The 23,737-nt window shown below is 54.2% G+C and carries 24 protein-coding genes; 3 read left to right on the top strand and 21 right to left on the bottom strand.

The window, feature by feature from the left end:
* The first annotated feature begins 32 nt into the window (after window positions 1-32).
* The gene (locus A3466_RS19945) at window positions 33-779 is read left to right on the top strand and encodes a 4'-phosphopantetheinyl transferase family protein (RefSeq protein ID WP_063452045.1); all 747 of its coding nucleotides are present in this window, start codon (window positions 33-35) and stop codon (window positions 777-779) included.
* A 36-nt stretch (window positions 780-815) separates the two neighbouring features.
* Window positions 816-1,382, top strand: coding sequence for an NADPH-dependent FMN reductase (locus A3466_RS19940; protein ID WP_003861147.1), 567 nt, complete (start codon window positions 816-818; stop codon window positions 1,380-1,382).
* A gap of 61 nt (window positions 1,383-1,443) precedes the next feature.
* Here A3466_RS19940 and adeP read toward each other — a convergent pair whose 3' ends face one another.
* Window positions 1,444-2,781, bottom strand: a complete 1,338-nt coding sequence (gene adeP / locus A3466_RS19935; protein WP_165602770.1) for an adenine permease AdeP — start codon at window positions 2,779-2,781, stop codon at window positions 1,444-1,446.
* A 165-nt stretch (window positions 2,782-2,946) separates the two neighbouring features.
* On the opposite strand from adeP, the gene yieH reads away from it, so the two are divergent.
* Window positions 2,947-3,612: a 6-phosphogluconate phosphatase gene (gene yieH, locus A3466_RS19930; RefSeq protein ID WP_063452043.1), complete on the top strand. Its 666-nt coding sequence runs from the start codon at window positions 2,947-2,949 to the stop codon at window positions 3,610-3,612.
* A 44-nt stretch (window positions 3,613-3,656) separates the two neighbouring features.
* Here the strand turns inward: yieH and phoU are convergent, their stop codons facing one another.
* The 20 genes from phoU to asnC form a co-directional block, all read right to left on the bottom strand.
* Window positions 3,657-4,382: a phosphate signaling complex protein PhoU gene (gene phoU, locus A3466_RS19925; RefSeq protein WP_003861153.1), complete on the bottom strand. Its 726-nt coding sequence runs from the start codon at window positions 4,380-4,382 to the stop codon at window positions 3,657-3,659.
* A gap of 26 nt (window positions 4,383-4,408) precedes the next feature.
* The gene (gene pstB, locus A3466_RS19920; RefSeq protein WP_003861154.1) at window positions 4,409-5,182 is read right to left on the bottom strand and encodes a phosphate ABC transporter ATP-binding protein PstB; all 774 of its coding nucleotides are present in this window, start codon (window positions 5,180-5,182) and stop codon (window positions 4,409-4,411) included.
* Window positions 5,183-5,229: 47 nt separating this feature from the next.
* Window positions 5,230-6,120, bottom strand: a complete 891-nt coding sequence (gene pstA / locus A3466_RS19915) for a phosphate ABC transporter permease PstA (protein ID WP_003861156.1) — start codon at window positions 6,118-6,120, stop codon at window positions 5,230-5,232.
* Window positions 6,120-7,079 carry a phosphate ABC transporter permease PstC gene (gene pstC, locus A3466_RS19910; RefSeq protein ID WP_022649877.1) on the bottom strand — a complete coding sequence of 320 codons (960 nt, stop codon included), beginning with the start codon at window positions 7,077-7,079 and terminating at the stop codon, window positions 6,120-6,122. The genes pstA and pstC overlap by 1 nt, the downstream gene beginning before the upstream one ends.
* A 127-nt stretch (window positions 7,080-7,206) precedes the next feature.
* On the bottom strand, window positions 7,207-8,247 hold the full coding sequence (gene pstS / locus A3466_RS19905) for a phosphate ABC transporter substrate-binding protein PstS (protein WP_063452042.1): 1,041 nt from the start codon (window positions 8,245-8,247) through the stop codon (window positions 7,207-7,209).
* A gap of 321 nt (window positions 8,248-8,568) precedes the next feature.
* Window positions 8,569-10,398, bottom strand: a complete 1,830-nt coding sequence (gene glmS, locus A3466_RS19900; protein WP_063452041.1) for a glutamine--fructose-6-phosphate transaminase (isomerizing) — start codon at window positions 10,396-10,398, stop codon at window positions 8,569-8,571.
* Window positions 10,399-10,622: 224 nt separating this feature from the next.
* A complete protein-coding gene (gene glmU / locus A3466_RS19895; protein WP_063452040.1) occupies window positions 10,623-11,993 on the bottom strand; it encodes a bifunctional UDP-N-acetylglucosamine diphosphorylase/glucosamine-1-phosphate N-acetyltransferase GlmU in 1,371 nt (456 codons plus the stop codon).
* A 138-nt stretch (window positions 11,994-12,131) separates the two neighbouring features.
* Window positions 12,132-12,551, bottom strand: a complete 420-nt coding sequence (locus A3466_RS19890; protein ID WP_003862360.1) for a F0F1 ATP synthase subunit epsilon — start codon at window positions 12,549-12,551, stop codon at window positions 12,132-12,134.
* Window positions 12,552-12,571: 20 nt separating this feature from the next.
* On the bottom strand, window positions 12,572-13,954 hold the full coding sequence (atpD, locus tag A3466_RS19885; RefSeq protein WP_015570150.1) for a F0F1 ATP synthase subunit beta: 1,383 nt from the start codon (window positions 13,952-13,954) through the stop codon (window positions 12,572-12,574).
* A 31-nt stretch (window positions 13,955-13,985) separates the two neighbouring features.
* Window positions 13,986-14,849 (bottom strand): F0F1 ATP synthase subunit gamma, encoded by an 864-nt coding sequence (gene atpG, locus A3466_RS19880; protein WP_063452039.1) that lies wholly within the window; start codon window positions 14,847-14,849, stop codon window positions 13,986-13,988.
* Between the two features lie 51 nt (window positions 14,850-14,900).
* Complete coding sequence (atpA, locus tag A3466_RS19875; RefSeq protein ID WP_063452038.1) at window positions 14,901-16,442, bottom strand: F0F1 ATP synthase subunit alpha; 1,542 nt, start codon at window positions 16,440-16,442, stop codon at window positions 14,901-14,903.
* A gap of 12 nt (window positions 16,443-16,454) precedes the next feature.
* Window positions 16,455-16,988 carry a F0F1 ATP synthase subunit delta gene (gene atpH, locus A3466_RS19870; protein WP_003862369.1) on the bottom strand — a complete coding sequence of 178 codons (534 nt, stop codon included), beginning with the start codon at window positions 16,986-16,988 and terminating at the stop codon, window positions 16,455-16,457.
* 14 nt (window positions 16,989-17,002) lie between these two features.
* Window positions 17,003-17,473 carry a F0F1 ATP synthase subunit B gene (gene atpF / locus A3466_RS19865; RefSeq protein WP_003862370.1) on the bottom strand — a complete coding sequence of 157 codons (471 nt, stop codon included), beginning with the start codon at window positions 17,471-17,473 and terminating at the stop codon, window positions 17,003-17,005.
* Window positions 17,474-17,521: 48 nt separating this feature from the next.
* Window positions 17,522-17,761 carry a F0F1 ATP synthase subunit C gene (gene atpE, locus A3466_RS19860; RefSeq protein ID WP_000429386.1) on the bottom strand — a complete coding sequence of 80 codons (240 nt, stop codon included), beginning with the start codon at window positions 17,759-17,761 and terminating at the stop codon, window positions 17,522-17,524.
* 49 nt (window positions 17,762-17,810) lie between these two features.
* Complete coding sequence (gene atpB, locus A3466_RS19855; RefSeq protein WP_028014916.1) at window positions 17,811-18,626, bottom strand: F0F1 ATP synthase subunit A; 816 nt, start codon at window positions 18,624-18,626, stop codon at window positions 17,811-17,813.
* A gap of 8 nt (window positions 18,627-18,634) precedes the next feature.
* Complete coding sequence (gene atpI, locus A3466_RS19850) at window positions 18,635-19,015, bottom strand: F0F1 ATP synthase subunit I (protein WP_003862375.1); 381 nt, start codon at window positions 19,013-19,015, stop codon at window positions 18,635-18,637.
* Window positions 19,016-19,630: 615 nt separating this feature from the next.
* Window positions 19,631-20,254, bottom strand: coding sequence for a 16S rRNA (guanine(527)-N(7))-methyltransferase RsmG (gene rsmG / locus A3466_RS19845; protein WP_063452037.1), 624 nt, complete (start codon window positions 20,252-20,254; stop codon window positions 19,631-19,633).
* 106 nt (window positions 20,255-20,360) lie between these two features.
* Complete coding sequence (gene mnmG / locus A3466_RS19840) at window positions 20,361-22,250, bottom strand: tRNA uridine-5-carboxymethylaminomethyl(34) synthesis enzyme MnmG (protein ID WP_063452036.1); 1,890 nt, start codon at window positions 22,248-22,250, stop codon at window positions 20,361-20,363.
* Between the two features lie 374 nt (window positions 22,251-22,624).
* Window positions 22,625-23,074, bottom strand: a complete 450-nt coding sequence (mioC, locus tag A3466_RS19835; protein ID WP_063452035.1) for an FMN-binding protein MioC — start codon at window positions 23,072-23,074, stop codon at window positions 22,625-22,627.
* 90 nt (window positions 23,075-23,164) lie between these two features.
* Window positions 23,165-23,623 carry a transcriptional regulator AsnC gene (gene asnC / locus A3466_RS19830; protein ID WP_003862383.1) on the bottom strand — a complete coding sequence of 153 codons (459 nt, stop codon included), beginning with the start codon at window positions 23,621-23,623 and terminating at the stop codon, window positions 23,165-23,167.
* Window positions 23,624-23,737: the final 114 nt, after the last annotated feature.

The raw sequence follows: 23,737 nt of genomic DNA, 5'->3' as shown, positions 1-23,737 counted from the left end.
AACCGACTACGACCATTATCAAGGAGCGAAAAATGGCTACGCACTTTGCACGAGGAACATTAGCGGAAGGGCATCTCGTATCGGCCAGAATTTCTTCAGCCTGCCACAGTGAGGCGCTCAAGCTACCTGAACACCGCAGGACGCGGTTTTTAGCCTCCAGAGCACTTCTCGCAGAACTGCTTTTTATGCTGTACGGCACCAGCGAATTACCGGACATACTCACCCAGCCAGAAGGTCGCCCGGTTTTTGCGGACCCGGCACTCCCCCATTTTTCCATTGCGTACACCGGCAACATTGTTGGCGTCGCGCTGACCACCGAAGGCGATTGCGGGCTGGATATGGAGCTGCAACGCGTCACGCGCAGCTTCCACGGGGCTAACGCGCTTGATGAATACCCGCTCTCAAGCAATGAAATGCTGTGGATACGTAACCAGAACGACCCCGTTGAAGCCAGAGCGCAGCTCATTACCCTTCGCCAGAGCATCCGCAAACTGAGCGGTGCGGCGTCAGACGACGCCAGCCTGTTGCAACTGCTGCCTGGCTCCGGACGCCTGCGGGCCACAAAAGCCTCGCTGGTAGAGGCGCTCAGCGACGCTGAGGACGTGTTGATCTGGTCTGTTGCGGTGAGTCCCGCCATCGAACGGCTGAAAATCTGGGAATTTGACAGTATTCGCGGTTGGCGTAGTCTTCCGGATGTCCCCGAGCGCGCCAACGAGCCCGCCGCGCGCCTGTTGCGATTAACCAGTTTACCGGCAGAAAAAGCATACACCCATAGCTGATCCGTCCAGGATCATCATGATGAAACAGGAGTAATCATGTCTGATACGTTGAAAGTTGTTACGTTACTGGGAAGCCTGCGCAAAGGTTCTTTTAACGGGATGGTTGCCCGCACGCTGCCGCAGCTGGCGCCTGCGGGAATGGAAATCAGTGCCCTGCCGTCTATTGGCGACATCCCGCTTTATGATGCTGACGTTCAGCAGGAAGAAGGGTTTCCGCAGAGCGTGGAAGCGATAGCCGAGCAGATCCGCCAGGCTGACGGCGTGGTGATAGTAACGCCTGAATATAACTACTCGGTGCCGGGTGGCCTGAAGAACGCGATTGACTGGTTATCCCGTTTACCGGAGCAGCCGCTGTCAGGCAAACCGGTGCTGATCCAGACCAGCTCTATGGGCGCCATCGGCGGCGCGCGCTGCCAGTATCACCTGCGTCAGATCCTGGTGTTCCTGGATGCTATGGTCATGAACAAGCCGGAATTTATGGGCGGTGTGATTCAGAACAAGGTCGACCCGCAGACGGGTGAAGTGGTGGATCAGAGCACGCGTGACCATCTCTCTGGCCAGCTGACCGCGTTTGGGGATTATATTAAGCGGGTGAAGGCGTAAGCCGGAGCGGCCTGATGCCCTCACCCTGGCCCTCTCCCACGTGGAGAGGGAACAAACCTGTTTATTTCGCGTCAATAAACACAATCTTCAACACAAACAGCAGCGCAACGATAATCACGCACGGGCTGAGGTCGCGGAAGCGACCGGTACCGATCTTCATCACGCAGTAAGAGATAAAGCCCAGCGCGATCCCTTCGGTGATTGAGAAGCTGAACGGCATCATCACGGCGGTAATAAAGGCTGGCACCGCTTCGGTTAAATCTTCCCACTTCACGCGCGCCAGGCTCGAGGTCATCAGCACGCCGACATAAATCAGCGCACCCGCCGCCGCGTACGGTGGCACCATCCCGGCGAGTGGAGAGAGGAAGATCACCAGCAGGAACAGCAGACCCACCACCACCGCCGTCAGGCCGGTACGGCCGCCCACGGAGACGCCGGAAGAGGATTCAATGTAAGCGGTAACAGACGAGGTGCCGATGAAAGAACCCGCAACGGAAGAGATGCTATCCACATACAGCGCCTGCTTCATGCGCGGGAATTTGCCTTTCTCGTCCGCCAGACCCGCTTTGTCCGTCACGCCAATCAGCGTACCGGAGGAGTCAAACAGGTTGACCAGCATGAAGGAGAAGATCACCCCCGCCAGGCCCAGGTTCAGAGAGCCCGCCAGATCAACGTGACCAATCACGGTAGAGACGCTCGGCGGCGCAGAGACAATACCGCTGTAATGCACGTCACCCAGCATCCAGCCCAGCAGCGTGGTCACGATGATAGAGACCAGCACCGCAGCGTGGATGTTGCGCGACGCCAGGATCGCGATGATGAAGAAGCCCAGCACGCCCAGCAGCACGCTGTGCGAGGTCAGGTTACCGATGCTCACCAGCGTTTCCGGGTTCGCCACGATCACACCGGCGTTTTTTAGCCCCATCATACCGATGAACAGACCGATACCGCTGGTGATACCCACGCGCAGGCTCACCGGGATATTGGCAATCATCCAGTAGCGGACGCGGAAGATGGTCAGCAGCAGCAGGCCGACCGCGCCCCAGAAGATAGCGCCCATACCAACCTGCCACGGCAGGCCCATCGCCTGAACCACCACGAACGCGAAGAACGCGTTCAGACCCATCGCCGGGGCCAGCGCCACGGGCAGGTTAGCGAAAACGCCCATCAGAATGCTGCCAAGGGCCGCGATCAGACAGGTGGTAACAAAGACGGCGCTGGTGTCCATGCCAGCCACGCCCAGAATTTGCGGGTTCACAAAAACGATGTAGACCATCGTCAGGAAGGTAGTAAAACCGGCGATCACTTCGGTGCGTGCCGTTGTGCCGTGCTCGCGCAGTTTGAATACGCGCTCAAGCAGACCCTGACCAGATGTCTGGGTTGTGTGTTGTTGACTCATCATCAATTTCCGAACAAGGAGGGAAAATTCGTCGCTATCCTATACCAAAATGCGACAATAGTGGCGGTTACGGGATACTTTTTTCATTGATTTTGCTTATACGGCAACGATTGCGTCTCGTAAATCTGTCGTACGTAAACGTTAAACTTGTTAAAAGGGAAGGGCATGTCCGGAATTGAAGCGGTATTTTTCGACTGTGACGGTACGCTGGTCGACAGTGAGGTCATTTGTTCCCGCGCGTATGTCGCCATGTTCCAGGAATTTGGCATTACGCTCGATCTCGAAGAGGTGTTCAAACGCTTTAAGGGCGTGAAGCTGTACGAGATTATCGACATCATTAACGAAGAGCACGGGGTGGATCTGGCGAAAGCGGCTCTGGAACCGGTGTACCGCGCCGAGGTCGCACGCCTCTTCGACGCCGAGCTGGAGGTTATCGCCGGCGCTAACGCGCTGCTGGATGCGATGACGGTGCCGATCTGCGTGGTCTCTAACGGCCCGGTCAGCAAAATGCAGCATTCGCTCGGCAAGCTGGACATGCTACACCACTTCCCGGAAAAACTGTTCAGCGGCTACGATATCCAGCGCTGGAAGCCCGATCCGGCATTGATGTTCCACGCGGCGAAGGCGATGAACGTCAACGTGGAGAACTGCATTCTGGTGGATGACTCGTCTGCGGGCGCGCAGTCGGGGATTGATGCAGGAATGGAAGTGTTTTACTTCTGTGCCGATTCGCACAACAAGCCGATCGATCATCCAAAAGTGACGACCTTTACCGACCTGGCTCAGCTGCCAGAACTGTGGAAGGCGCGCGGGTGGGATATTACGCGTTAAGCTAACGTAGGGCGGGTAAGCGCCAGCGCCACCCGCCACAAACATCACTCTTTCGGATCTTTACCCGCCAGCAGCTTATCCAGCTCGTCGCCGCCCACGTGACGGAAGTCCTGCCCCTTCACGAAGTAGAAGATGTATTCGCAAATGTTCTGGCAGCGGTCGCCGATACGCTCGATTGAGCGCGCGCAGAACAGGGCCGTCAGCACGCTTGGGATGGTACGGGAATCTTCCATCATGTAGGTCATCAGCTGACGCACAATGCCTTCGTATTCCTGGTCAACTTTCTTGTCTTCACGATAAATACGGACCGCTTCGTCCAGATCCATGCGCGCGAAAGCGTCCAGCACGTCGTGCAGCATCTGCACGGTGTGGCGACCGAGAGACTCCAGGCTGACCAGCAGCGGCTGGTGCTGCTGGGAGAATTTCTCCAGCGCGGTGCGGCAGATTTTATCCGCCACGTCACCAATACGTTCCAGCTCGGCGATAGTTTTGATGATCGCCATGACCAGACGCAGGTCACTCGCGGTCGGCTGACGCTTGGCAATGATGCGCACGCACGCTTCGTCGATGGCGACTTCCATCATATTGACGTTGTGATCGCCTTCGATAACGCGCTTCGCCAGTTCGCTGTCCTGGTTGTGCATCGCCGTAATCGCATCAGAAAGCTGCTGCTCGACCATGCCGCCCATGGTCATCACCTGGGTGCGAATGCTTTCCAGCTCTGCGTTAAACTGGCCGGAAATGTGTTTATTAAGATTGAGGTTGTCCATGGTTTCTCCACATGCACTAAGGCAAATCAACCGTAGCGGCCAGTAATATAATCTTCGGTTTGTTTCTTCGCGGGCCGGGTGAACAGCGCGTCCGTATCGCTGAACTCAATCAACTCGCCCAGGTACATAAACGCCGTGTGGTCAGAACAACGGGCAGCCTGCTGCATGTTGTGGGTGACGATCACCACGGTGTAATCCTGCTTCAGCTCGGTAATCAGCTCTTCAATACGCCCGGTTGAGATCGGGTCCAGCGCTGAGCACGGCTCATCCAGCAGCAATACTTCCGGGCGAATGGCGATACCGCGCGCAATGCACAGACGCTGCTGCTGACCACCGGAGAGAGAGTACCCGCTCTGGTGAAGTTTATCTTTGGTTTCGTTCCATAATGCGGCCTTGGTCAATGCCCACTGCACGCGCTCGTCCATGTCCGCACGGGAGAGCTTTTCAAACAGACGCACGCCAAAGGCGATGTTGTCATAGATCGACATCGGGAACGGCGTGGGTTTCTGAAACACCATCCCCACTTTCGCGCGCAGCAGGGCGATATCCTGGGTATTGGTCAGGATGTTGTCACCGTCCAGCAGAATTTCACCTTCCGCACGCTGCTCCGGATAGAGCGAATACATTTTGTTGAAGGTGCGCAGCAGTGTGGATTTACCACAGCCAGACGGACCGATAAATGCCGTGACCTGGTTCTTCGCGATATCCAGGTTGATATTCTTCAGGGCATGGAATTTGCCATAGTAGAAGTTCAAATCACGAACCTGAATCTTACCCGGGGCAGTATCAACCATACTCATTGACTCATTTCCTCATTCGGCGCCGCGATGTGCCGCGCCGTAAAAATTTAACCGTGTTTCTTCTTCGCGAAAATGACGCGCGCCAGAATGTTCAGCAACAGTACGCAAAGGGTGATGATCAGCACCCCGGCCCAGGCCAGCTGCTGCCATTCCGCGAATGGGCTCATCGCAAATTTAAAGATCGTCACCGGCAGGTTGGCGATCGGCTGCATCATGTCCGTGCTCCAGAACTGGTTGGAAAGCGCGGTAAACAGCAGCGGTGCGGTTTCACCGGCGATACGGGCGATAGCCAGCAGGATACCGGTCATGATCCCCGAGACGGACGCTTTCAGGGTGATCGCCGAAATCATCTTCCATTTCGGCGTGCCCAGCGCGTAAGCCGCTTCACGCAGGCTGTCCGGCACCAGTTTCAGCATGTTTTCAGTGGTACGGATAACGATAGGCACCTGCAACAGCGCCAGCGCAATCACACCCGCCCACCCGGAGAAGTGTTCCATTTGAGCCACCACGATGGTGTAAACAAACAGACCCACAACAATCGATGGGGCAGACAGCAGAATGTCGTTAATAAAGCGGATGACTTCAGCGATCCAGGATTTACGGCCATACTCCGCCAGATAGATACCCGCCATGATGCCCAGCGGCGTACCGAAAACGGTCGCCCACAGGATCAGCAGGCCGCTACCCGCCAGGGCGTTTGCCAGACCACCGCCCGCCGTGTTCGGCGGCGGCGTCATCTCTGTGAACAGCGCCAGGGACATTCCATCGATGCCGCGGGTGATGGTGGACATCAGGATCCAGATCAGCCAGAACAGGCCGAACGCCATCGTGGCCATGGAAAGCGTCAGCGCAATGCGATTTTTAATCCGGCGCTTTGACTGCATTTTGCGACGGGATTCCGCAAGCTGAGCGGTGTTTTGCATGTCGAGAGTCGCCATTAGCGTGCCCCCTCGTTTTTAGCCAGACGCATAATCATCAGCTTGGAGATAGCCAGTACGATAAAGGTGATAACAAACAGGATCAGGCCCAGCTCCATCAGCGCGGCAACGTGCAGCCCGGATTCCGCTTCGGCGAATTCGTTCGCCAGCGCAGAGGTAATGCTGTTGCCCGGCATGTACAGAGAGACGCTGTCGAGCTGGTAGGTGTTGCCGATGATAAAGGTCACCGCCATGGTTTCACCCAGCGCGCGGCCTAAGCCCAGCATGATGCCGCCGATCACCCCATTTTTGGTGAACGGAAGGACGATGCGCCAGATAACCTCCCAGGTGGTGCAGCCGATGCCGTAGGCCGACTCTTTCATCATCACCGGGGTTTGTTCAAAGACATCGCGCATAACCGCCGCAATGTACGGGATAATCATGATGGCGAGGATCACGCCAGCCGCCAGAATACCGATACCGAATGCCGGACCGGAGAACAGGGCGCCCACAAACGGAACGGCAGAAAGCACGTTACCGACCGGCTCCTGGAAGTACGTTGCAAACAGCGGAGCAAAGATAAACAGGCCCCACATGCCGTAAACGATACTTGGAATGGCCGCCAGCAGTTCGATGGCGATACCCAGCGGGCGTCGCAGCCAGCCCGGCGCCAGCTCCGTCAGGAACAGGGCAATACCGAAGCTTACCGGCACCGCAATCAGCAGGGCGATAAAGGAGGTTACCAGCGTGCCGTAAATCGGCACCAGCGCACCGTAGATATCGTTCGGCGCATCCCACTCTTTGGTCCACAGGAAGGCGAAACCAAATTTCTGAATGCTCGGCCAGGAGGAAAAGATCAGGGACACGATAATGCCGCCCAGCAGCAATAGCACAATCAGCGCAGCCAGTTTCACCAGGGCGCTGAAAATCATGTCACCTTTTTTACCCGGAGGGTTAAATGCAGGCTTGGTTGCAGCCATAAATTACTCTTCTTTTTGAGACGTCTTACGAATATGCCCGGTGGCGCTGGCGCTTACCGGGCCTACAGGATGAACCGTAGGGCGGGATCGCTGCGCGCCACCCGCCATCTTCGTCAAAAATATCCTGTTAGTACAGCGCTTTACCGCTGCTGTCTTTCACGTTGGTTTTCCATGCAGCGCGAATCTGCTCAACCACGCTGTCCGGCAGGCTGGCGTAGTCCAGGTCGTTAGCCTGTTTGCCGCCGTTTTTGTATGCCCAGTCGAAGAATTTCAGCACTTCTGCACCCTGCTCAGGTTTCTTCTGATCTTTGTGGACCAGGATGAAGGTGGTAGAAGTGATTGGCCACGCATCGTCGCCTTTCTGGTTAGTCAGGTCCTGCGCGAAGGATTTACTCCAGTCTGCGCCTTTTGCGGCGTTAGCGAAGTTCTCTTCGGTCGGGCTAACCGGTTTGCCGTCAGCAGAAACCAGTTTGGTATAAGCCAGGTTGTTCTGCTTCGCGTAAGCGTATTCTACGTAACCGATAGAGCCCGGCAGACGCTGTACGAAGGCAGCGATGCCGTCGTTACCTTTACCGCCCAGACCGGTTGGCCAGTTAACGGTAGAGCCGGAACCGACTTTGGATTTCCACTCTTCGTTCACTTTTGCCAGGTAGCTGGTGAACACGAAGGAGGTACCGGAACCGTCAGCGCGGCGAACCACAGCGATGTTCTGCGAAGGCAGCTTAACGCCCGGGTTCAGCTTAGTGATGGCTTCGTCGTCCCATTTTTTGATTTTGCCCAGGTAGATGTCGCCCAGGGTTTTGCCGTCCAGCACCAGCTCGCCTGATTTCAGGCCAGGGATGTTAACGGCCAGCACAACGCCGCCGATCACGGTCGGGAACTGGAACAGGCCTTCCTGATTCAGTTTTTCATCAGACAGCGGAGCGTCGGATGCGCCGAAATCAACGGTATTCGCGGTAATTTGTTTTACGCCACCGGAGGAGCCGATACCCTGATAGTTAACCTTGTTGCCGGTTTCCTTCTGGTAGGTATCCGCCCATTTGGCATACACCGGCGCAGGGAAGGTTGCACCAGCGCCAGTCAGGCTTGCTGCTGCGAAGGCAGAGAAAGCGCTCAGAGATAAGGTCGCGGCGACAACAGTTGCGACAGTGGTACGCATAACTTTCATAATGTCTCCTGCAAGGATTTCGTAAATCATTGTTTAAGTGGCTACGATGAGCAAAATAGGACAAACAGGTGACAGATAAATGTACGAATTATGACAGTTTTATGACAATGAAGATTTCATTTAAAAACCAACTAGAAAAAACTTATTTTACATCGGGTTAGCCAGTTTTATGACAAGACGTTTTCAGAAATATTTTCTTTATGTGACACTGAAAAAATAGCTGAAGATGACACATTGTCATTAATAAAAACGAGAAAGAAGTGAAGAAAAACAAACCAGGCGGGATAAAAAAGCTCCACCCGAAGGTGGAGCCTGAAGGGATTATTCTACAGTAACCGATTTCGCCAGGTTACGCGGCTGGTCAACGTCGGTGCCTTTGATCAGCGCCACGTGATAAGCCAGGAGTTGCAGCGGAACGGTGTAGAAGATCGGCGCAATCACCTCTTCCACATGCGGCATCTCGATGATGTGCATGTTGTCGCTGCTGACGAAACCGGCGTCTTTATCCGCGAAGACGTACAGCACGCCGCCACGGGCGCGGACTTCTTCGATATTAGACTTCAGTTTTTCCAGCAGTTCGTTGTTTGGTGCAACAACGATCACCGGCATATCCGCGTCAATCAGCGCCAGCGGGCCGTGCTTCAGCTCGCCTGCCGCGTAGGCTTCCGCGTGGATGTAGGAGATCTCTTTCAGCTTCAGCGCGCCTTCCAGCGCGATAGGGTACTGATCGCCACGGCCCAGGAACAGAGCGTGGTGCTTATCAGAGAAATCTTCTGCCAGCGCCTCAATGCGTTTGTCCTGAGACAGCATCTGCTCGATACGGCTCGGCAGCGCCTGGAGACCGTGAACGATGTCATGCTCAACGGAAGCATCTTCGCCTTTCAGACGCGCCAGCTTCGCCACCAGCATCAGCAGAACGGTCAGCTGCGTGGTGAACGCTTTGGTGGAGGCCACGCCGATTTCGGTGCCCGCTTTGGTCATCAGCGCCAGATCGGATTCACGTACCAGCGAGGAGCCCGGCACGTTACAGATGGCAAGAGATCCCAGGTAACCCAACTCTTTAGACAGACGCAGCGCCGCCAGGGTATCCGCCGTTTCGCCAGACTGGGAAAGGGTGATCATCAGGCTGTTACGGCGCACAGCGGATTTACGATAGCGGAACTCAGATGCGATTTCGACATCGCACGGCACGCCCGCCAGGGATTCAAACCAGTAGCGAGAGACCATACCGGAGTTGTATGAGGTCCCGCAGGCCACAATCTGAATATGCTCAACCTTGCCGAGCAGCTCGTTGGCGTTCGCCCCCAGCTCGCTCAGATCCACCTCGCCATGGCTAATGCGCCCGGTCAGGGTATTTTTAATGGCGTTCGGCTGCTCGTAGATCTCTTTCTGCATGTAGTGACGGTAAGCGCCTTTGTCGCCCGCGTCGTATTGCAGGTTAGATTCGATCTCCTGACGCTTCACCTGCTCGCCTTTGGTATCGAAGACGGTCACGCTGCGGCGCGTCACTTCCGCGATATCGCCCTCTTCCAGGAAGATAAAGCGACGGGTAACCGGCAGGAGCGCCAGCTGATCGGAAGCGATAAAGTTCTCGCCCATGCCCAGACCGATAACCATCGGGCTACCGGAACGCGCGGCCAGCAGGGTAGACGGATCGCGAGAGTCCATGATCACCGTACCGTAGGCGCCGCGCAGCTGAGGAATAGCACGCAGCACTGCCTCACGCAGCGTACCGCCCTGTGCCAGTTCCCAGTGTACGAGGTGAGCAATCACTTCGGTGTCGGTTTCAGAGACGAAGGTGTAGCCGCGCGCTTTCAGTTCTTCGCGCAGCGGTTCGTGGTTTTCGATAATGCCGTTATGCACCACCACGATGTGTTCAGACACATGCGGGTGCGCGTTGCCTTCAGACGGTTCACCGTGCGTCGCCCAGCGGGTGTGCGCAATACCGGTTCCCCCGTGCAGCGGATGTTCTTCCGCGGCCTGGGCCAGCATCTGCACTTTACCGAGACGGCGCAGACGGGTCATATGACCTTCTGCATCCACGACAGCCAGACCGGCAGAGTCATAGCCACGGTATTCCAGACGACGTAAACCTTCGAGAAGGATTTCAGCAATATCACGCTGCGCAACTGCGCCAACAATTCCACACATAATTTAGATTCCGAATTTAGGCATTATGCCTGCGTTGTCGCTGACCTGTATTTACCCTTTCCGGGCACCCCGAGCCTTGTAGAGAGTGGGGTTATTTTTATGGGTACTGCTTGTGGGGGGAGATATATATTTATCTCCTCTCCCGGGTTTGCCTGATGACGGCTACGCCTTATCAGGCCTACTCAATCGTAGGGCGGGTAAGCGCAGCGCCACCCGCCTTAGGGTTACTTTTTCTTCACCGGGCGTTTCCAGCCCTGCTTGTGCACCTGCGGAACGCGGCTTAACACCAGCTCGTTATCCGCTACGTCGCGCGTGACGGTCGTTCCGGCGGCAATGGTTACACCGTTACCCACGGTAACAGGCGCCACCAGCTGCGTATCAGAGCCCACAAACACATCATCACCGATGATGGTTTTAAACTTATTGGCACCGTCATAGTTACAGGTGATGGTACCTGCACCAATATTCACGTTGTCGCCAATTTCTGCATCGCCCAGATAGGTTAAATGACCCGCTTTGGAGCCTTTACCCAGACGCGCTTTTTTCATTTCAACGAAGTTACCAACATGTGCGCCTTCCAGCAGCTCAGCGCCCGGGCGCAGACGCGCAAACGGGCCGATGGTACACGCCGCATCAAGACGCGCGTCTTCCACCACGCTGTACGGGCTGATTTCGCAGTCGTCGCCGATAACGCTGTTTTTAATCACGCAGCCAGCGCCGATTTTGACGCGGTTACCCAGCGTGACGTTACCTTCCAGGATAACGTTAGTATCAATCTCAACGTCGCGCCCGTGGGACAGCGTACCGCGCAGATCGAAACGCGCCGGATCGCGCAGCATGACGCCAGCAAGCAGCAGCTTCTCTGCCTGCTCGGACTGGTAAATGCGCTCCAGGCGGGAAAGCTGAAGACGGTTGTTTACCCCGTCCGTTTCGCTGATGCGTGCCGGGTGAACGGCGGCAATCTCACGCCCTTCCTGATACGCCATCGCAATAATATCGGTGATGTAATACTCACCCTGAGCGTTGTTATTGTTAAGTTTAGACAGCCAGCGCTTCATATCTGCACCGTTCGCAATCAGGATACCGGTGTTGATCTCCTGAATCTGGCGCTGCGCTTCGCTGGCATCTTTATGCTCAACAATCCCCGTCACGTTGCCGTTTTCACGGGTAATGCGGCCATAGCCACTCGGATCGTCCAGCACGACGGTTAACAGCCCAATGCCGCCCTGCGGTTTGGCTTCACGCAAACGAGTGAGGGTTTCAACGGAGATCAGCGGGACGTCGCCGTAGAGCATCAGGATGTCTTCATCATCAGAGAAGAAGGGTGCAGCCTGCTGCATTGCATGACCGGTGCCCAGCTGTTCTGCCTGTAGCACCCAGTTGAGATTGTCGTCACGCAGCGTTTTTTTCAGCAGATCGCCGCCGTGTCCATAAACCAGATGCACCTGGCTGGCGCCTAATTCATTAGCGGCATCAATAACATGCTGCACCATTGGCTTTCCTGCCAGCGTGTGAAGCACCTTAGGCAGATCGGAATACATGCGGGTACCTTTGCCTGCGGCAAGGATCACCACGCTCATCGCACTGTTTAACATACGCATCCTGACGGTAGTTTGTGTGAGAAGTAAAAACGTTTGATGCTTAAAATTCTACATCTTTTTCATCATGAATTAAGGCCGAAAAAAAAAGCCAGCCTGGGATCCAGACTGGCTTTTGTGCTTTTCAAGCCGGTGTTACATCGCTTTTTTGGTCAACTCGATAACGCGCAGTTTCGCGATCGCTTTGGCCAGCTCCGCAGACGCCTGAGCGTAATCCACGTCACCATGAGAGCTGTTAATGTGCTCTTCAGCCTTACGCTTCGATTCCAGGGCTCGCGCTTCGTCGAGATCCTGGCCACGAATAGCGGTATCGGCCAGAACGGTCACACTACCAGGCTGCACTTCAAGAATGCCGCCGGACAGATAGATAAACTCTTCGTGACCGAACTGTTTAACGATGCGGATCATACCAGGCTTAATGGCGGTGAGCAGCGGTGCGTGACCCGGGAAAATACCCAGTTCACCTTCACTACCCGTTACCTGGATTTTCTCGACCAGACCAGAGAACATTTGTTGCTCTGCGCTGACGACGTCCAGGTGGTAAGTCATTGCCATATCACCCTCCGATTAAGGCGTTAAAGTTTTTTGGCTTTTTCCACGGCTTCTTCGATGGAACCAACCATGTAGAACGCCTGCTCTGGCAGGTGATCGTATTCGCCTTCCATGATGCCTTTAAAGCCACGGATGGTGTCTTTCAGGGAAACGTATTTACCCGGCGCACCGGTGAATACTTCCGCAACGAAGAACGGCTGGGACAGGAAGCGCTGGATCTTACGCGCACGTGCTACCACCAGTTTGTCTTCTTCAGACAGTTCATCCATACCCAGGATGGCGATGATGTCTTTCAGTTCCTGGTAACGTTGCAGCAGGGACTGTACGCCACGCGCGGTGTCGTAGTGTTCCTGGCCAACAACCAGTGGATCCAGCTGACGGCTGGTGGAGTCCAGCGGGTCAACGGCCGGGTAGATACCCAGAGACGCGATCTGACGGCTCAGTACCACGGTTGCGTCTAAGTGCGCAAAGGTGGTGGCTGGAGAGGGGTCAGTCAAGTCATCCGCAGGTACGTATACCGCCTGAACGGAGGTGATAGAACCGGTTTTGGTCGAGGTGATACGTTCCTGAAGAACACCCATCTCTTCCGCCAGCGTAGGCTGATAACCTACCGCTGAAGGCATACGACCCAGCAGTGCAGATACTTCGGTACCGGCCAGGGTGTAACGATAGATGTTATCAACGAACAGCAGCACGTCACGGCCTTCGTCACGGAATTTCTCAGCCATTGTCAGGCCAGTCAGCGCAACGCGCAGACGGTTTCCTGGTGGCTCGTTCATCTGGCCGTAAACCAGGGATACTTTATCCAGAACGTTGGAGTCGGTCATTTCGTGGTAGAAGTCGTTACCCTCACGAGTACGTTCACCTACGCCCGCAAACACGGAGTAACCGGAGTGCTCGATCGCGATGTTACGGATCAGCTCCATCATGTTTACGGTTTTACCTACACCCGCACCGCCGAACAGACCCACTTTACCGCCCTTCGCGAACGGACACATCAGGTCGATAACTTTGATGCCGGTTTCCAGCAGTTCCTGAGAGCTGGACAGCTCTTCGTAGGAAGGTGCCGCGCGGTGGATCGCCCAACGCTCTTCTTCGCCGATGTCGCCTTTCATGTCGATTGGCTGACCCAATACGTTCATGATACGACCCAGCGTTGCTTTACCTACCGGGACTTCGATCGGGTGCTCAAGGTCTTTAACTTCCAGACCACGACGCAGACCGTCGGAAGAACCCATGGCGATGGTACGCACGATACCGCCGCCGAGCTGCTGCTGAACTTCCAGCACCAGGCTCTCGTTACCATTCTGTACCTCAAGCGCGTCGTACACGCGTGGTACGGCGTCCTGAGGGAACTCGACGTCCACCACGGCGCCGATTACCTGGACAATCTTTCCAGTAGCCATCTTGAATCCTCTACGTAATTCGTAAACCTGGTTAAACCGCGGCGGCCCCCGAGACGATCTCGGTGAGTTCCTGAGTAATGCTGGCCTGACGAGCTTTGTTGTAAACCAACTGCAGCTCTTTAATCAGGCTGCCGCCATTATCGGTCGCGGCTTTCATCGCCACCATTCGTGCGGCCTGCTCGCTGGCCAGGTTTTCTACAACGCCCTGATAAACCTGAGATTCAACGTAACGACGCAGCAGGGTATCCAGCAGCGGTTTCGGATCGGGTTCATACAGGTAATCCCAGGCTTTCTGTTTCAGCTCGTCATCTTCTGATGCCGGTAACGGCAGCATCTGAGTGAGCGTAGGTACCTGAGACATGGTGTTAATAAATTTGTTGCTGACAACGTACAGTCTGTCCAGACGGCCTTCATCGTAGGCCTGCAACATCACTTTAACCGGGCCGATCAGTTCGGACAGGGACGGGTTATCACCCATACCGGTCACCTGAGCGACAATGTTGCCGCCAACGGAGTTAAAGAAAGAGACGCCTTTAGAGCCAATCAGTGCCAAATCGCACTGAACGCCTTTATCGGACCAGACTTTCATATCCGCCAGCAGTTTTTTGAACAGGTTAATGTTCAAGCCGCCACACAGACCACGGTCAGTCGACACCACCAGGTAGCCCACGCGCTTAACGTCGCGTTCTTCCAGGTAAGGGTGCTTATATTCCAGATTACCGTTTGCAAGGTGACCAATCACTTTGCGCATGGTCTCTGCATAAGGACGGCTGGCCGCCATGCGATCCTGCGATTTACGCATTTTGGAAGCGGCGACCATCTCCATCGCTTTAGTGATCTTTTGCGTGTTCTGGACGCTTGCGATCTTACTACGTATCTCTTTTGCGCCGGCCATGAGCTTCTCCTCAATGCCAGACGGCTTGTCCTGAGACAAGCCGCCGGACGATTACCAGGATTGGGTTGCTTTGAAGGAATCGAGGATAGCTTTCAGCTTGCCTTCGATTTCGTCGTTATAGCCACCGGTCTGGTTGATCTCTTGCATCAGCGGAGCGTGATCACGGTCAGCGTAAGCCAGCAGAGCGGCTTCGAAGCTACCGATTTTCGCCAGTTCCACATCTTCGAGGTAACCGCGTTCAGCCGCGAACAGTACCAGGCCCTGCTGAGCAACAGACATTGGCGCGTACTGTTTCTGCTTCAGCAGCTCGGTCACTTTCTGACCGTGGCTCAGCTGTTTACGGGTTGCTTCGTCCAGATCGGATGCGAACTGAGAGAACGCAGCCAGTTCACGATACTGTGCCAGCGCGGTACGGATACCACCGGACAGTTTCTTGATGATCTTGGTCTGAGCAGCACCACCCACACGGGATACGGAAATACCCGGGTTAACCGCCGGACGAATACCGGAGTTAAACAGGTTGGTTTCCAGGAAGATCTGACCATCGGTAATGGAGATTACGTTGGTCGGAACGAACGCAGAAACGTCACCCGCCTGGGTTTCAATGATCGGCAGCGCGGTCAGAGAGCCCGTTTTACCCTTAACTTCACCTTTGGTGAAGTTCTCGACGTATTCCGCGTTAACGCGGGAAGCACGCTCCAGCAGACGAGAGTGGAGGTAGAATACGTCGCCCGGGAATGCTTCACGTCCTGGTGGACGACGGAGCAGCAGGGAAACCTGACGATACGCAACAGCCTGTTTAGACAGGTCATCGTATACGATCAGTGCATCTTCACCGCGGTCACGGAAGTATTCGCCCATTGCACAACCGGCGTATGGCGCCAGGTATTGCAGTGCAGCGGATTCAGACGCGGTTGCTACCACAACGATGGTGTTAGACAGTGCGCCGTGCTCTTCCAGTTTACGAACCACGTTGGAAATGGTGGACGCTTTCTGGCCGATAGCCACGTACACACATTTGATGCCGGAGTCACGCTGGTTGATGATGGCGTCGATTGCCATCGCGGTTTTACCGGTCTGACGGTCACCGATGATCAGTTCACGCTGACCACGACCGATTGGGATCATGGCATCAACGGACTTATAACCCGTCTGCACAGGCTGATCAACGGACTGACGGTCGATAACGCCCGGTGCGATAACTTCGATTGGCGAGAAGCCATCGTTATCAACCGGACCTTTACCGTCGATTGGCGCACCCAGGGTGTTAACAACGCGACCCAGCAGGCCACGGCCAACCGGCACTTCCAGAATACGGCCAGTACACTTAACCTTCATGCCTTCGGCGAGGTCAGCGTATGGACCCATCACAACTGCACCTACGGAGTCGCGCTCCAGGTTCAGTGCGATAGCGTAACGGTTACCCGGCAGGGAAATCATCTCACCCTGCATACAATCGGCCAGGCCGTGGATGCGGATAACACCGTCACTTACAGAAACAATAGTACCTTCGTTGTGAGCTTCACTCACAACACTGAACTGAGCAATGCGCTGCTTGATCAGTTCGCTGATTTCGGTGGAATTCAGTTGCATGCTCCAGTCCCCTTAAGACTGCAAGACGTCTGCAAGGCGCTCAAGACGGCCGCGTACGCTGCCATCAATGACCATATCACCCGAGCGGATGATTACGCCTGCCATTACAGACTTATCGATTTTGCAATTCAGCTTAACTTTGCGTGACAGACGTTTTTCCATCGCGGCGGTGATTTTCGCAAGCTGTTCGTCACTCAGTTCAGTTGCGGAAGTTACTTCAACTTCAGCGGTAGCTTCACTGAGGGCACGTAAGTGCTCAAACTGCTCGAGAACATCCGGGAGCACACGGAGACGACCATTTTCTGCCATCACCTTAATCAGGTTCTGGCCGTTGGCATCCAGTTGCTCTCCGCACACGGCGATAAACGACGCGGCGAGGGTTTCAGGCGCTAACGCACCGGAAAGCAACTCGGCCATTTGTTCGTTTTTCGTCACCTCAGCGGCAAACGCCAGCATATTCTGCCAGCGATCGACATTTTGGTGTTCGACAGCAAAGTCAAAAGCTGCTTTGGCGTAGGGGCGAGCTACCGTAACAAATTCAGACATCAGCCCCTCCCTCCTTACAGTTCAGCGACAAGTTTGTCCACGATGTCGCTGTTAGCAGCTTCATCCACGGAACGTTCGATGATCTTCTCGGCGCCAGCAACAGCCAGAATCGCAACCTGCTTACGCAGTTCTTCACGAGCACGTTTACGCTCAGCTTCAATTTCAGCCTGAGCCTGTGTCACGATCTTAGTACGTTCCTGTTCTGCTTCAGCTTTGGCTTCGTCCAGGATCTGAGAACGGCGTTTGTTAGCCTGTTCAATGATTACCTGAGCTTCAGCTTTCGCTTTTTTCAGCTGGTCTGTCGCGTTGGCCTGTGCAAGGTCCAAATCTTTCTTAGCGCGTTCTGCGGAAGCCAGACCGTCAGCAATTTCTTTCTGACGTTTTTCGATGGCAGCCATTAAAGGCGGCCATACATACTTCATGCAGAACCAGACAAAGAGAATAAACGCGATGGCCTGGCCGAGGATTGTTGCGTTCATGTTCACAGCACAATACCTCTTAAATTTCTGTGGCTTGGGGTTTTAAAACAACTACTACGCGACAGCAAACATCACGTACAGACCCAGACCTACAGCGATCATTGGGATTGCATCCACCAGACCCATAACGATAAAGAACTGAGTACGCAGCAGAGGAATCAGATCAGGTTGACGCGCAGCGCCTTCCAGGAATTTGCCCCCGAGGATGCCGATACCGATCGCAGCACCGATAGCCGCCAGACCCATCATCACAGCGGCAGCCATGTACAGCAGATCCATATTCAGGTTTTCCATGACAGTCTCCAGTTTGTTTCAATTAAAACGTAGTAGTGTTGGTAAAAAATCAGTGCTCTTCAGACGCCATCGACAGATAGACGATCGTCAGAACCATGAAGATAAAGGCTTGCAGCGTAATGATCAGGATGTGGAAAATGGCCCATGGCACATTCAGAACCCACTGTGACCACCACGGCAGAAGACCCGCGATCAGAATGAAAATCAGCTCACCCGCATACATGTTGCCGAACAGTCGCAGACCCAGTGAAACAGGTTTGGACAGCAGGCTAACGCCTTCCAGGATCAGGTTGACCGGAATAAACGCCCAGTGGTTGAACGGCTGCAAGGTAAGCTCTTTCACAAAGCCGCTTACGCCTTTCATTTTGATGCTGTAGAAAAGAATCAAGATAAACACGCCCAGCGCCATCGACAGGGTGATGTTCACGTCCGCAGACGGTACAACACGCAGCGCAGGCAGGCCGAAGATGTGCTCGCCGATGAACGGCAGCAGGTCAATTGGCAGCAGGTCCATCAGGTTCATCAGGAAGACCCAAACGAACACGGTCAGGGCCAGCGGAGCAATCAGCTTGCTCTTGCCATGGTACATGTCTTTCACGCTGCCATGGACGAAGCCGATGATCATCTCAACGAACGTCTGGAATTTCCCTGGAACACCGCTGGTCGCCTTTTTAGCAACGCTGCGGAACATGGCCAGGAACAGAAGACCCAAAACCACCGAGAAGAACATGGAGTCGATGTTGATCGTCCAGAAGGTGGCCGGGGGGTTATGTGGATCCACCAGCGAGAATGTACGCAGGTCCAGCTGAAGGTTATTCAGATGGTGACCTATGTAATCCTGCGGCGTCATATTTTCTGAAGCCATGATGCCTTTTACCCTTTGTTATTGATTACAGCTGGAGCCAGAACTTGTACCACCAGCACCAAAACCCACGTTGCTATCAGCGGCATGAATACCACTTTCAAAACCGCCAGCGCCATCACCAGTAGAGCAAAGGTCAACAACACCTTACACACTTCGCCGAGAGCGAAGGACCAGGCCACGCGGCCTTTGGCGGGTGTATGCGCCTGATGACGCCAGGCAAAAATCATAAACAACACGTTTGGCAGCACAACCGCCAAACCTCCGCACGCGGCGGAGATGCCCCAGAAGGGGTCTTTGAGGCTAAACAGCAGTCCACTTGCTATTACCGCCAGAAACTGAATGAACAGAAGCTTACGAGCAACGTTTCTACTCAAGAGCGACACAGACATCACGTTTTACTCCTGCTCCCTTCGAGGTATGCCGCGTGTCGTATAAAACGTCCTTTAAGGCTCAGAGTCAAGCATCAAAAAGCGGTCAAATTATACGGTGCGTACCCGTGATTTCAAACATTAAGTAGCGAAAAGGTGAATAAATGTTTAAATATTTTTCCCCAGCGCTATTTTTCAACTTTTGACCAAAGCGTCGACCTTCAGGCGAAACTGCAAACAGCGCGAAAACGTTGGCGATAAAGCGTGCACGAGATCACAAAATGCACATTTGCGATAAAGCGGTAATTATCAAACACGTAAAACGTTTTATTTCATCTTCATGAATTTAAAGCCAAAAAATCGCAACTATTTCTAAAACAGCCTTATATACAACAAAAACCTTTTATTGACATTTTTAATAAATATTTAACATTGCATTCTGGTTGCTACAGCCCACTTTTAGCAGACTGATATTTTCATAGTTGATTATCATTACGGTGAATGAATCACCTCAGGTTAACCGCAAGAAAAACCATGGTGAACACAAGGTTAAAATGACTTCAGAATTATCCTCATGGGTGTGCTGTTTTTTAACACACTAAGAACAGCACTAATTCCCCATTTTTTATTTATTTTTTAAAATTTGTTTGGCTTAAGAATCACCAAATGCCGTTCACCGTCGAGATGAGGAACCTGTAACTTCTCGATTGATTCAACAGCAAAATCCGCTGGCAGCTGTTGAATCTCATCTTCAGGCACCAGCCCTTTCAGGGCATAAAAGCGGCCATTTTCCGCCGGCAGGTGTTTACACCAGCTCACCATGTCGTTAAGCGATGCAAAGGCACGGCTGATGACGCCGTCAAACGGCGGCTCTGCCGGGAACGCCTCTACCCTGCTCTGCACCGGCGTGATGTTTTCCAGCTTCAGCTCATGCTGTACCTGGCGTAAAAAGCGCACGCGCTTGCCCAGGCTGTCCAGCAGCGTGAAATGGCTCTCCGGGCGGACGATAGACAACGGGATACCCGGCAGCCCCGGACCGGTGCCAACGTCGATAAAACGTTCACCTTTCAGGTACGGCGCCACCACGATGCTATCGAGAATATGGCGAACCAGCATCTCGTTGGGATCGCGCACCGAGGTCAGATTGTACGCTTTGTTCCATTTGTTCAGCATATCGACATAGGCCACCAGCTGGTTTTTCTGGTGATCGGTGAGCGAAATACCTGCTTCATCCAGCAGACGAGAGAGTTTATTGAGCACGGTGGATACCTGTTGAGATACTTACTGGCGGGTGGCGCTTCGCTTACCCGCCCTTCGGGGTTCTGTAGGCCCGGTAAGCGCAGCGCCACCGGGCAATGTTCAAACGTTACGCGCTGCGGCGCAGCATACCCTGCTTTTTCAGCCACACCAGCAGAATTGAAATCGCGGCAGGCGTGACGCCGGAGATCCGTGAGGCCTGGCCAATCGACACCGGTTTATGATCGTTAAGCTTAGCGATCACTTCGTTGGAAAGGCCCGTCACCTGACGATAGTCCAGCATTTCCGGCAGCAGCGTATTTTCATTACGCTGCTGTTTTTCGATCTCATCCTGCTGACGCGCAATGTAGCCTTCGTATTTCACCTGAATTTCGACCTGCTCAGCCGCTTCAGCGTCTTCAAGGCCCGGCGCGAACGCAGTCAGTTTGACCAGATTCTCGTAGGTGACTTCAGGACGACGCAGCAGATCTTCGCCGCTGGCTTCACGCGACAGCGGCGCTGTTAAGTGAGCGTTCACTTCGGCAGCGGTTTCCGCCTGAGGGTTTACCCAGGTGGTTTTCAGGCGCTGACGTTCCTGTTCAATGCGTTCAAGCTTCTCGTTGAAGCGCGCCCAGCGTTCGTCATCCACCAGACCCAGCTCTCGACCCATTTCGGTCAGACGCAGATCGGCGTTGTCTTCGCGCAGCATCAGACGATATTCCGCGCGAGAGGTAAACATACGGTACGGTTCTTTGGTACCCAGCGTGCAGAGATCGTCGACCAAAACGCCCAGATAGGCCTGAGAACGCGCCGGCGCCCAGCCATCTTTCTCGGCAGAGAAGCGGGCAGCGTTCAGACCGGCAAGCAAACCCTGCGCTGCGGCTTCTTCGTAGCCGGTGGTGCCGTTAATCTGCCCCGCGAAGAACAGGCCGTGGATGAATTTGCTCTCCAGCGTCGGCTTCAGGTCACGTGGGTCGAAGAAATCGTACTCAATAGCGTAGCCAGGGCGAACGATTTTCGCATTCTCCATCCCCTGCATTGAGCGAACAATTTGCATCTGCACGTCGAATGGCAGGCTGGTGGAGATGCCGTTCGGGTAAATTTCGTTAGAGGTCAATCCTTCCGGCTCCAGGAAGATCTGGTGCTGGTTACGATCGGCAAAGCGCATCACCTTGTCTTCGATCGACGGGCAGTAGCGCGGGCCGATCCCTTCGATCACGCCCGCGTACATTGGGCTGCGATCGAGGTTATTGCGGATCACGTCGTGCGTTTTCTCATTGGTGTGCGTGATGTAGCACGGCACCTGCTGCGGATGTTGTGCCGCATTGCCCATGAACGAGAACACCGGCATTGGGTTATCGCCGTGCTGTTGGGCCAGTACGCTGAAATCAATGGTGCGCGCATCGATACGCGGCGGCGTGCCGGTTTTCAGACGGCTGACGCGCAGCGGCAGTTCACGCAGACGACGAGACAGCGGAATGGACGGCGGATCGCCAGCACGGCCACCGCTGTAGTTGTCCAGACCAATATGGATTTTGCCGTCCAGGAATGTCCCGACCGTCAGCACCACGGCTTTTGCGCGGAACTTGAGGCCCATTTGGGTCACAGCACCGACAACACGATCGTTCTCCACGATAAGATCTTCTACTGCCTGCTGGAAGATCATCAGGTTCGGCTGGTTCTCCAGCGCGGTGCGGACAGCCTGACGGTAAAGCACGCGGTCTGCCTGCGCACGAGTGGCGCGGACAGCAGGGCCTTTACTCGCGTTTAGTATCCTAAACTGAATGCCCGCATGATCGATCGCTTTCGCCATCAGGCCGCCAAGTGCATCCACTTCTTTTACCAGGTGTCCTTTCCCAATGCCGCCAATCGCCGGATTACAGGACATTTGTCCCAGCGTGTCGATATTGTGTGTCAAAAGCAGGGTCTGCTGACCCATTCGCGCTGCGGCCATTGCGGCCTCAGTGCCTGCATGACCCCCGCCAATGATGATGACGTCAAAAGGATCCTGATAAAACATGGTGGTCTGCCTCGCGTAAAGCGGTATGAAAATGGATTGAAGCCCGGGCCGTGGATTCTACTCAACTTTAGTCTTTCGAGAAAGCATTGGGATCCTGGGCTATTAAAAAGAAGATCTTTTTATTTAGAGATCTGTTCTATTGTGATCTCTTATTAGGATCGCAGACCGTTGTGGATAAGTCCGATCTCATAAATAAGATCATGCAGTTAGGAAGGATCGTTTGCTGTGAATGATCGGTGATCCTGGACAGTATAAGCTGGGATCAGATCGCCGCTTTATCCACAGGTCAAAAACTAAACCAACGTTGTTCTTTGGATAACTACGGGTTAATACGAGCTTTTAACCAGAGTTATCCACATCTGATCGCACGATCTTTAATCGTTTTTGAGTAAATTTTTCCATTCTGCGAGCCAGATCTCGGCTGGATCTTCCGGAATATCATGATCGAGGATGTTGATCTTCAGGGTTTCACCCAGCTGTTTTGCTCCGCAGGCGGTTACAGCGGCTTCTACTTTCTCTATTGCACCGCAGAAGGTGTCATATTCACGGCTGCCGATCCCGATCGCACCAAACCGGACGTTTGACAGACTGGGCTGCTGTTCCAGCAGTTCGTCATATAAAGGTTGCAGGTTATCCGGCAGATCGCCCGCGCCGTGCGTGGAGGTGATCAGCAGCCAGACCCCATCAGTCGGGAGATCTTCCAGCAGCGGGCCGTGCAGGGTTTCCGTTGAAAAGCCCGCGTCTTCCAGCTTCTCAGCCAGATGTTCCGCTACATATTCCGCACCGCCTAGGGTGCTGCCGCTGATAAGAGTAATGTCCGCCATTGATCGCTCGCTCAGATAAAGAGGCGGCCATTGTACGCTGTGAACGAGCTGGGATCTACCTGTGGAAAATGTGGGAATGAAATTGCCCGATCACGGGCGGATGGTACGCATGATCGGGTTTTGCAGGGAGATCAGGGTTTCGGTGGACTGAATTTCATCGATTGTTTGGATCTTGTTGATAAGTACCTGCTGGAGGGCATCGATGGATCGGCACATTACCTTAATAAAGATGCTGTAGTGCCCGGTGGTGTAGTACGCCTCGGTGACTTCATCCAGCGCGTTCAGCTTCTCCAGCGCTGAGGGGTAATCTTTTGCACTTTTAAGAATGATGCCAATGAAGCAGCAAACGTCGTAGCCGAGCTGCTTCGGACTGACGTCAATGCGTGCGCCAGTGATGATCCCCGCCTGCTTCATTTTCTCAACGCGGACGTGAATGGTCCCCGGGCTGACGCCAAACTGTTTCGCCAGTTCGGCATACGCGGTGCGCGCATTGGCCATCAGCGCCTCCAGGATGCCGCGGTCAAGATTGTCGATCTGATAATTTTCCATAGCTTTTTCTTATGAAGATTGATGATTCCCTCTATTCTAGCGGTTAATTTTATCGAATCAAAAGTGAAGGCGGCTTTTTGTTGATGGGTTATTGAATAAGGTGCCATTTTTGTT

Origin of the sequence: Enterobacter genomosp. S, from assembly GCF_001631805.1 — a bacterium.
GTDB lineage: Bacteria > Pseudomonadota > Gammaproteobacteria > Enterobacterales > Enterobacteriaceae > Enterobacter > Enterobacter quasihormaechei.
The sequence above is the reverse complement of the archived record's forward strand: the minus strand, read 5'-3'. Positions and strand labels throughout refer to the sequence as shown.

What these genes read in the sequence shown, in the direction of transcription:
- A3466_RS19945 (WP_063452045.1), top strand. Translation starts at nt 33, where the DNA reads ATGGCTACGCACTTTGCACGAGGAACATTAGCGGAAGGGCATCTCGTA.
- A3466_RS19940 (WP_003861147.1), top strand. Translation starts at nt 816, where the DNA reads ATGTCTGATACGTTGAAAGTTGTTACGTTACTGGGAAGCCTGCGCAAA.
- adeP (WP_165602770.1), bottom strand. Translation starts at nt 2,781, where the DNA reads ATGAGTCAACAACACACAACCCAGACATCTGGTCAGGGTCTGCTTGAG.
- yieH (WP_063452043.1), top strand. Translation starts at nt 2,947, where the DNA reads ATGTCCGGAATTGAAGCGGTATTTTTCGACTGTGACGGTACGCTGGTC.
- phoU (WP_003861153.1), bottom strand. Translation starts at nt 4,382, where the DNA reads ATGGACAACCTCAATCTTAATAAACACATTTCCGGCCAGTTTAACGCA.
- pstB (WP_003861154.1), bottom strand. Translation starts at nt 5,182, where the DNA reads ATGAGTATGGTTGATACTGCCCCGGGTAAGATTCAGGTTCGTGATTTG.
- pstA (WP_003861156.1), bottom strand. Translation starts at nt 6,120, where the DNA reads ATGGCGACTCTCGACATGCAAAACACCGCTCAGCTTGCGGAATCCCGT.
- pstC (WP_022649877.1), bottom strand. Translation starts at nt 7,079, where the DNA reads ATGGCTGCAACCAAGCCTGCATTTAACCCTCCGGGTAAAAAAGGTGAC.
- pstS (WP_063452042.1), bottom strand. Translation starts at nt 8,247, where the DNA reads ATGAAAGTTATGCGTACCACTGTCGCAACTGTTGTCGCCGCGACCTTA.
- glmS (WP_063452041.1), bottom strand. Translation starts at nt 10,398, where the DNA reads ATGTGTGGAATTGTTGGCGCAGTTGCGCAGCGTGATATTGCTGAAATC.
- glmU (WP_063452040.1), bottom strand. Translation starts at nt 11,993, where the DNA reads ATGTTAAACAGTGCGATGAGCGTGGTGATCCTTGCCGCAGGCAAAGGT.
- A3466_RS19890 (WP_003862360.1), bottom strand. Translation starts at nt 12,551, where the DNA reads ATGGCAATGACTTACCACCTGGACGTCGTCAGCGCAGAGCAACAAATG.
- atpD (WP_015570150.1), bottom strand. Translation starts at nt 13,954, where the DNA reads ATGGCTACTGGAAAGATTGTCCAGGTAATCGGCGCCGTGGTGGACGTC.
- atpG (WP_063452039.1), bottom strand. Translation starts at nt 14,849, where the DNA reads ATGGCCGGCGCAAAAGAGATACGTAGTAAGATCGCAAGCGTCCAGAAC.
- atpA (WP_063452038.1), bottom strand. Translation starts at nt 16,442, where the DNA reads ATGCAACTGAATTCCACCGAAATCAGCGAACTGATCAAGCAGCGCATT.
- atpH (WP_003862369.1), bottom strand. Translation starts at nt 16,988, where the DNA reads ATGTCTGAATTTGTTACGGTAGCTCGCCCCTACGCCAAAGCAGCTTTT.
- atpE (WP_000429386.1), bottom strand. Translation starts at nt 17,761, where the DNA reads ATGGAAAACCTGAATATGGATCTGCTGTACATGGCTGCCGCTGTGATG.
- atpB (WP_028014916.1), bottom strand. Translation starts at nt 18,626, where the DNA reads ATGGCTTCAGAAAATATGACGCCGCAGGATTACATAGGTCACCATCTG.
- atpI (WP_003862375.1), bottom strand. Translation starts at nt 19,015, where the DNA reads ATGTCTGTGTCGCTCTTGAGTAGAAACGTTGCTCGTAAGCTTCTGTTC.
- mnmG (WP_063452036.1), bottom strand. Translation starts at nt 22,250, where the DNA reads ATGTTTTATCAGGATCCTTTTGACGTCATCATCATTGGCGGGGGTCAT.
- mioC (WP_063452035.1), bottom strand. Translation starts at nt 23,074, where the DNA reads ATGGCGGACATTACTCTTATCAGCGGCAGCACCCTAGGCGGTGCGGAA.
- asnC (WP_003862383.1), bottom strand. Translation starts at nt 23,623, where the DNA reads ATGGAAAATTATCAGATCGACAATCTTGACCGCGGCATCCTGGAGGCG.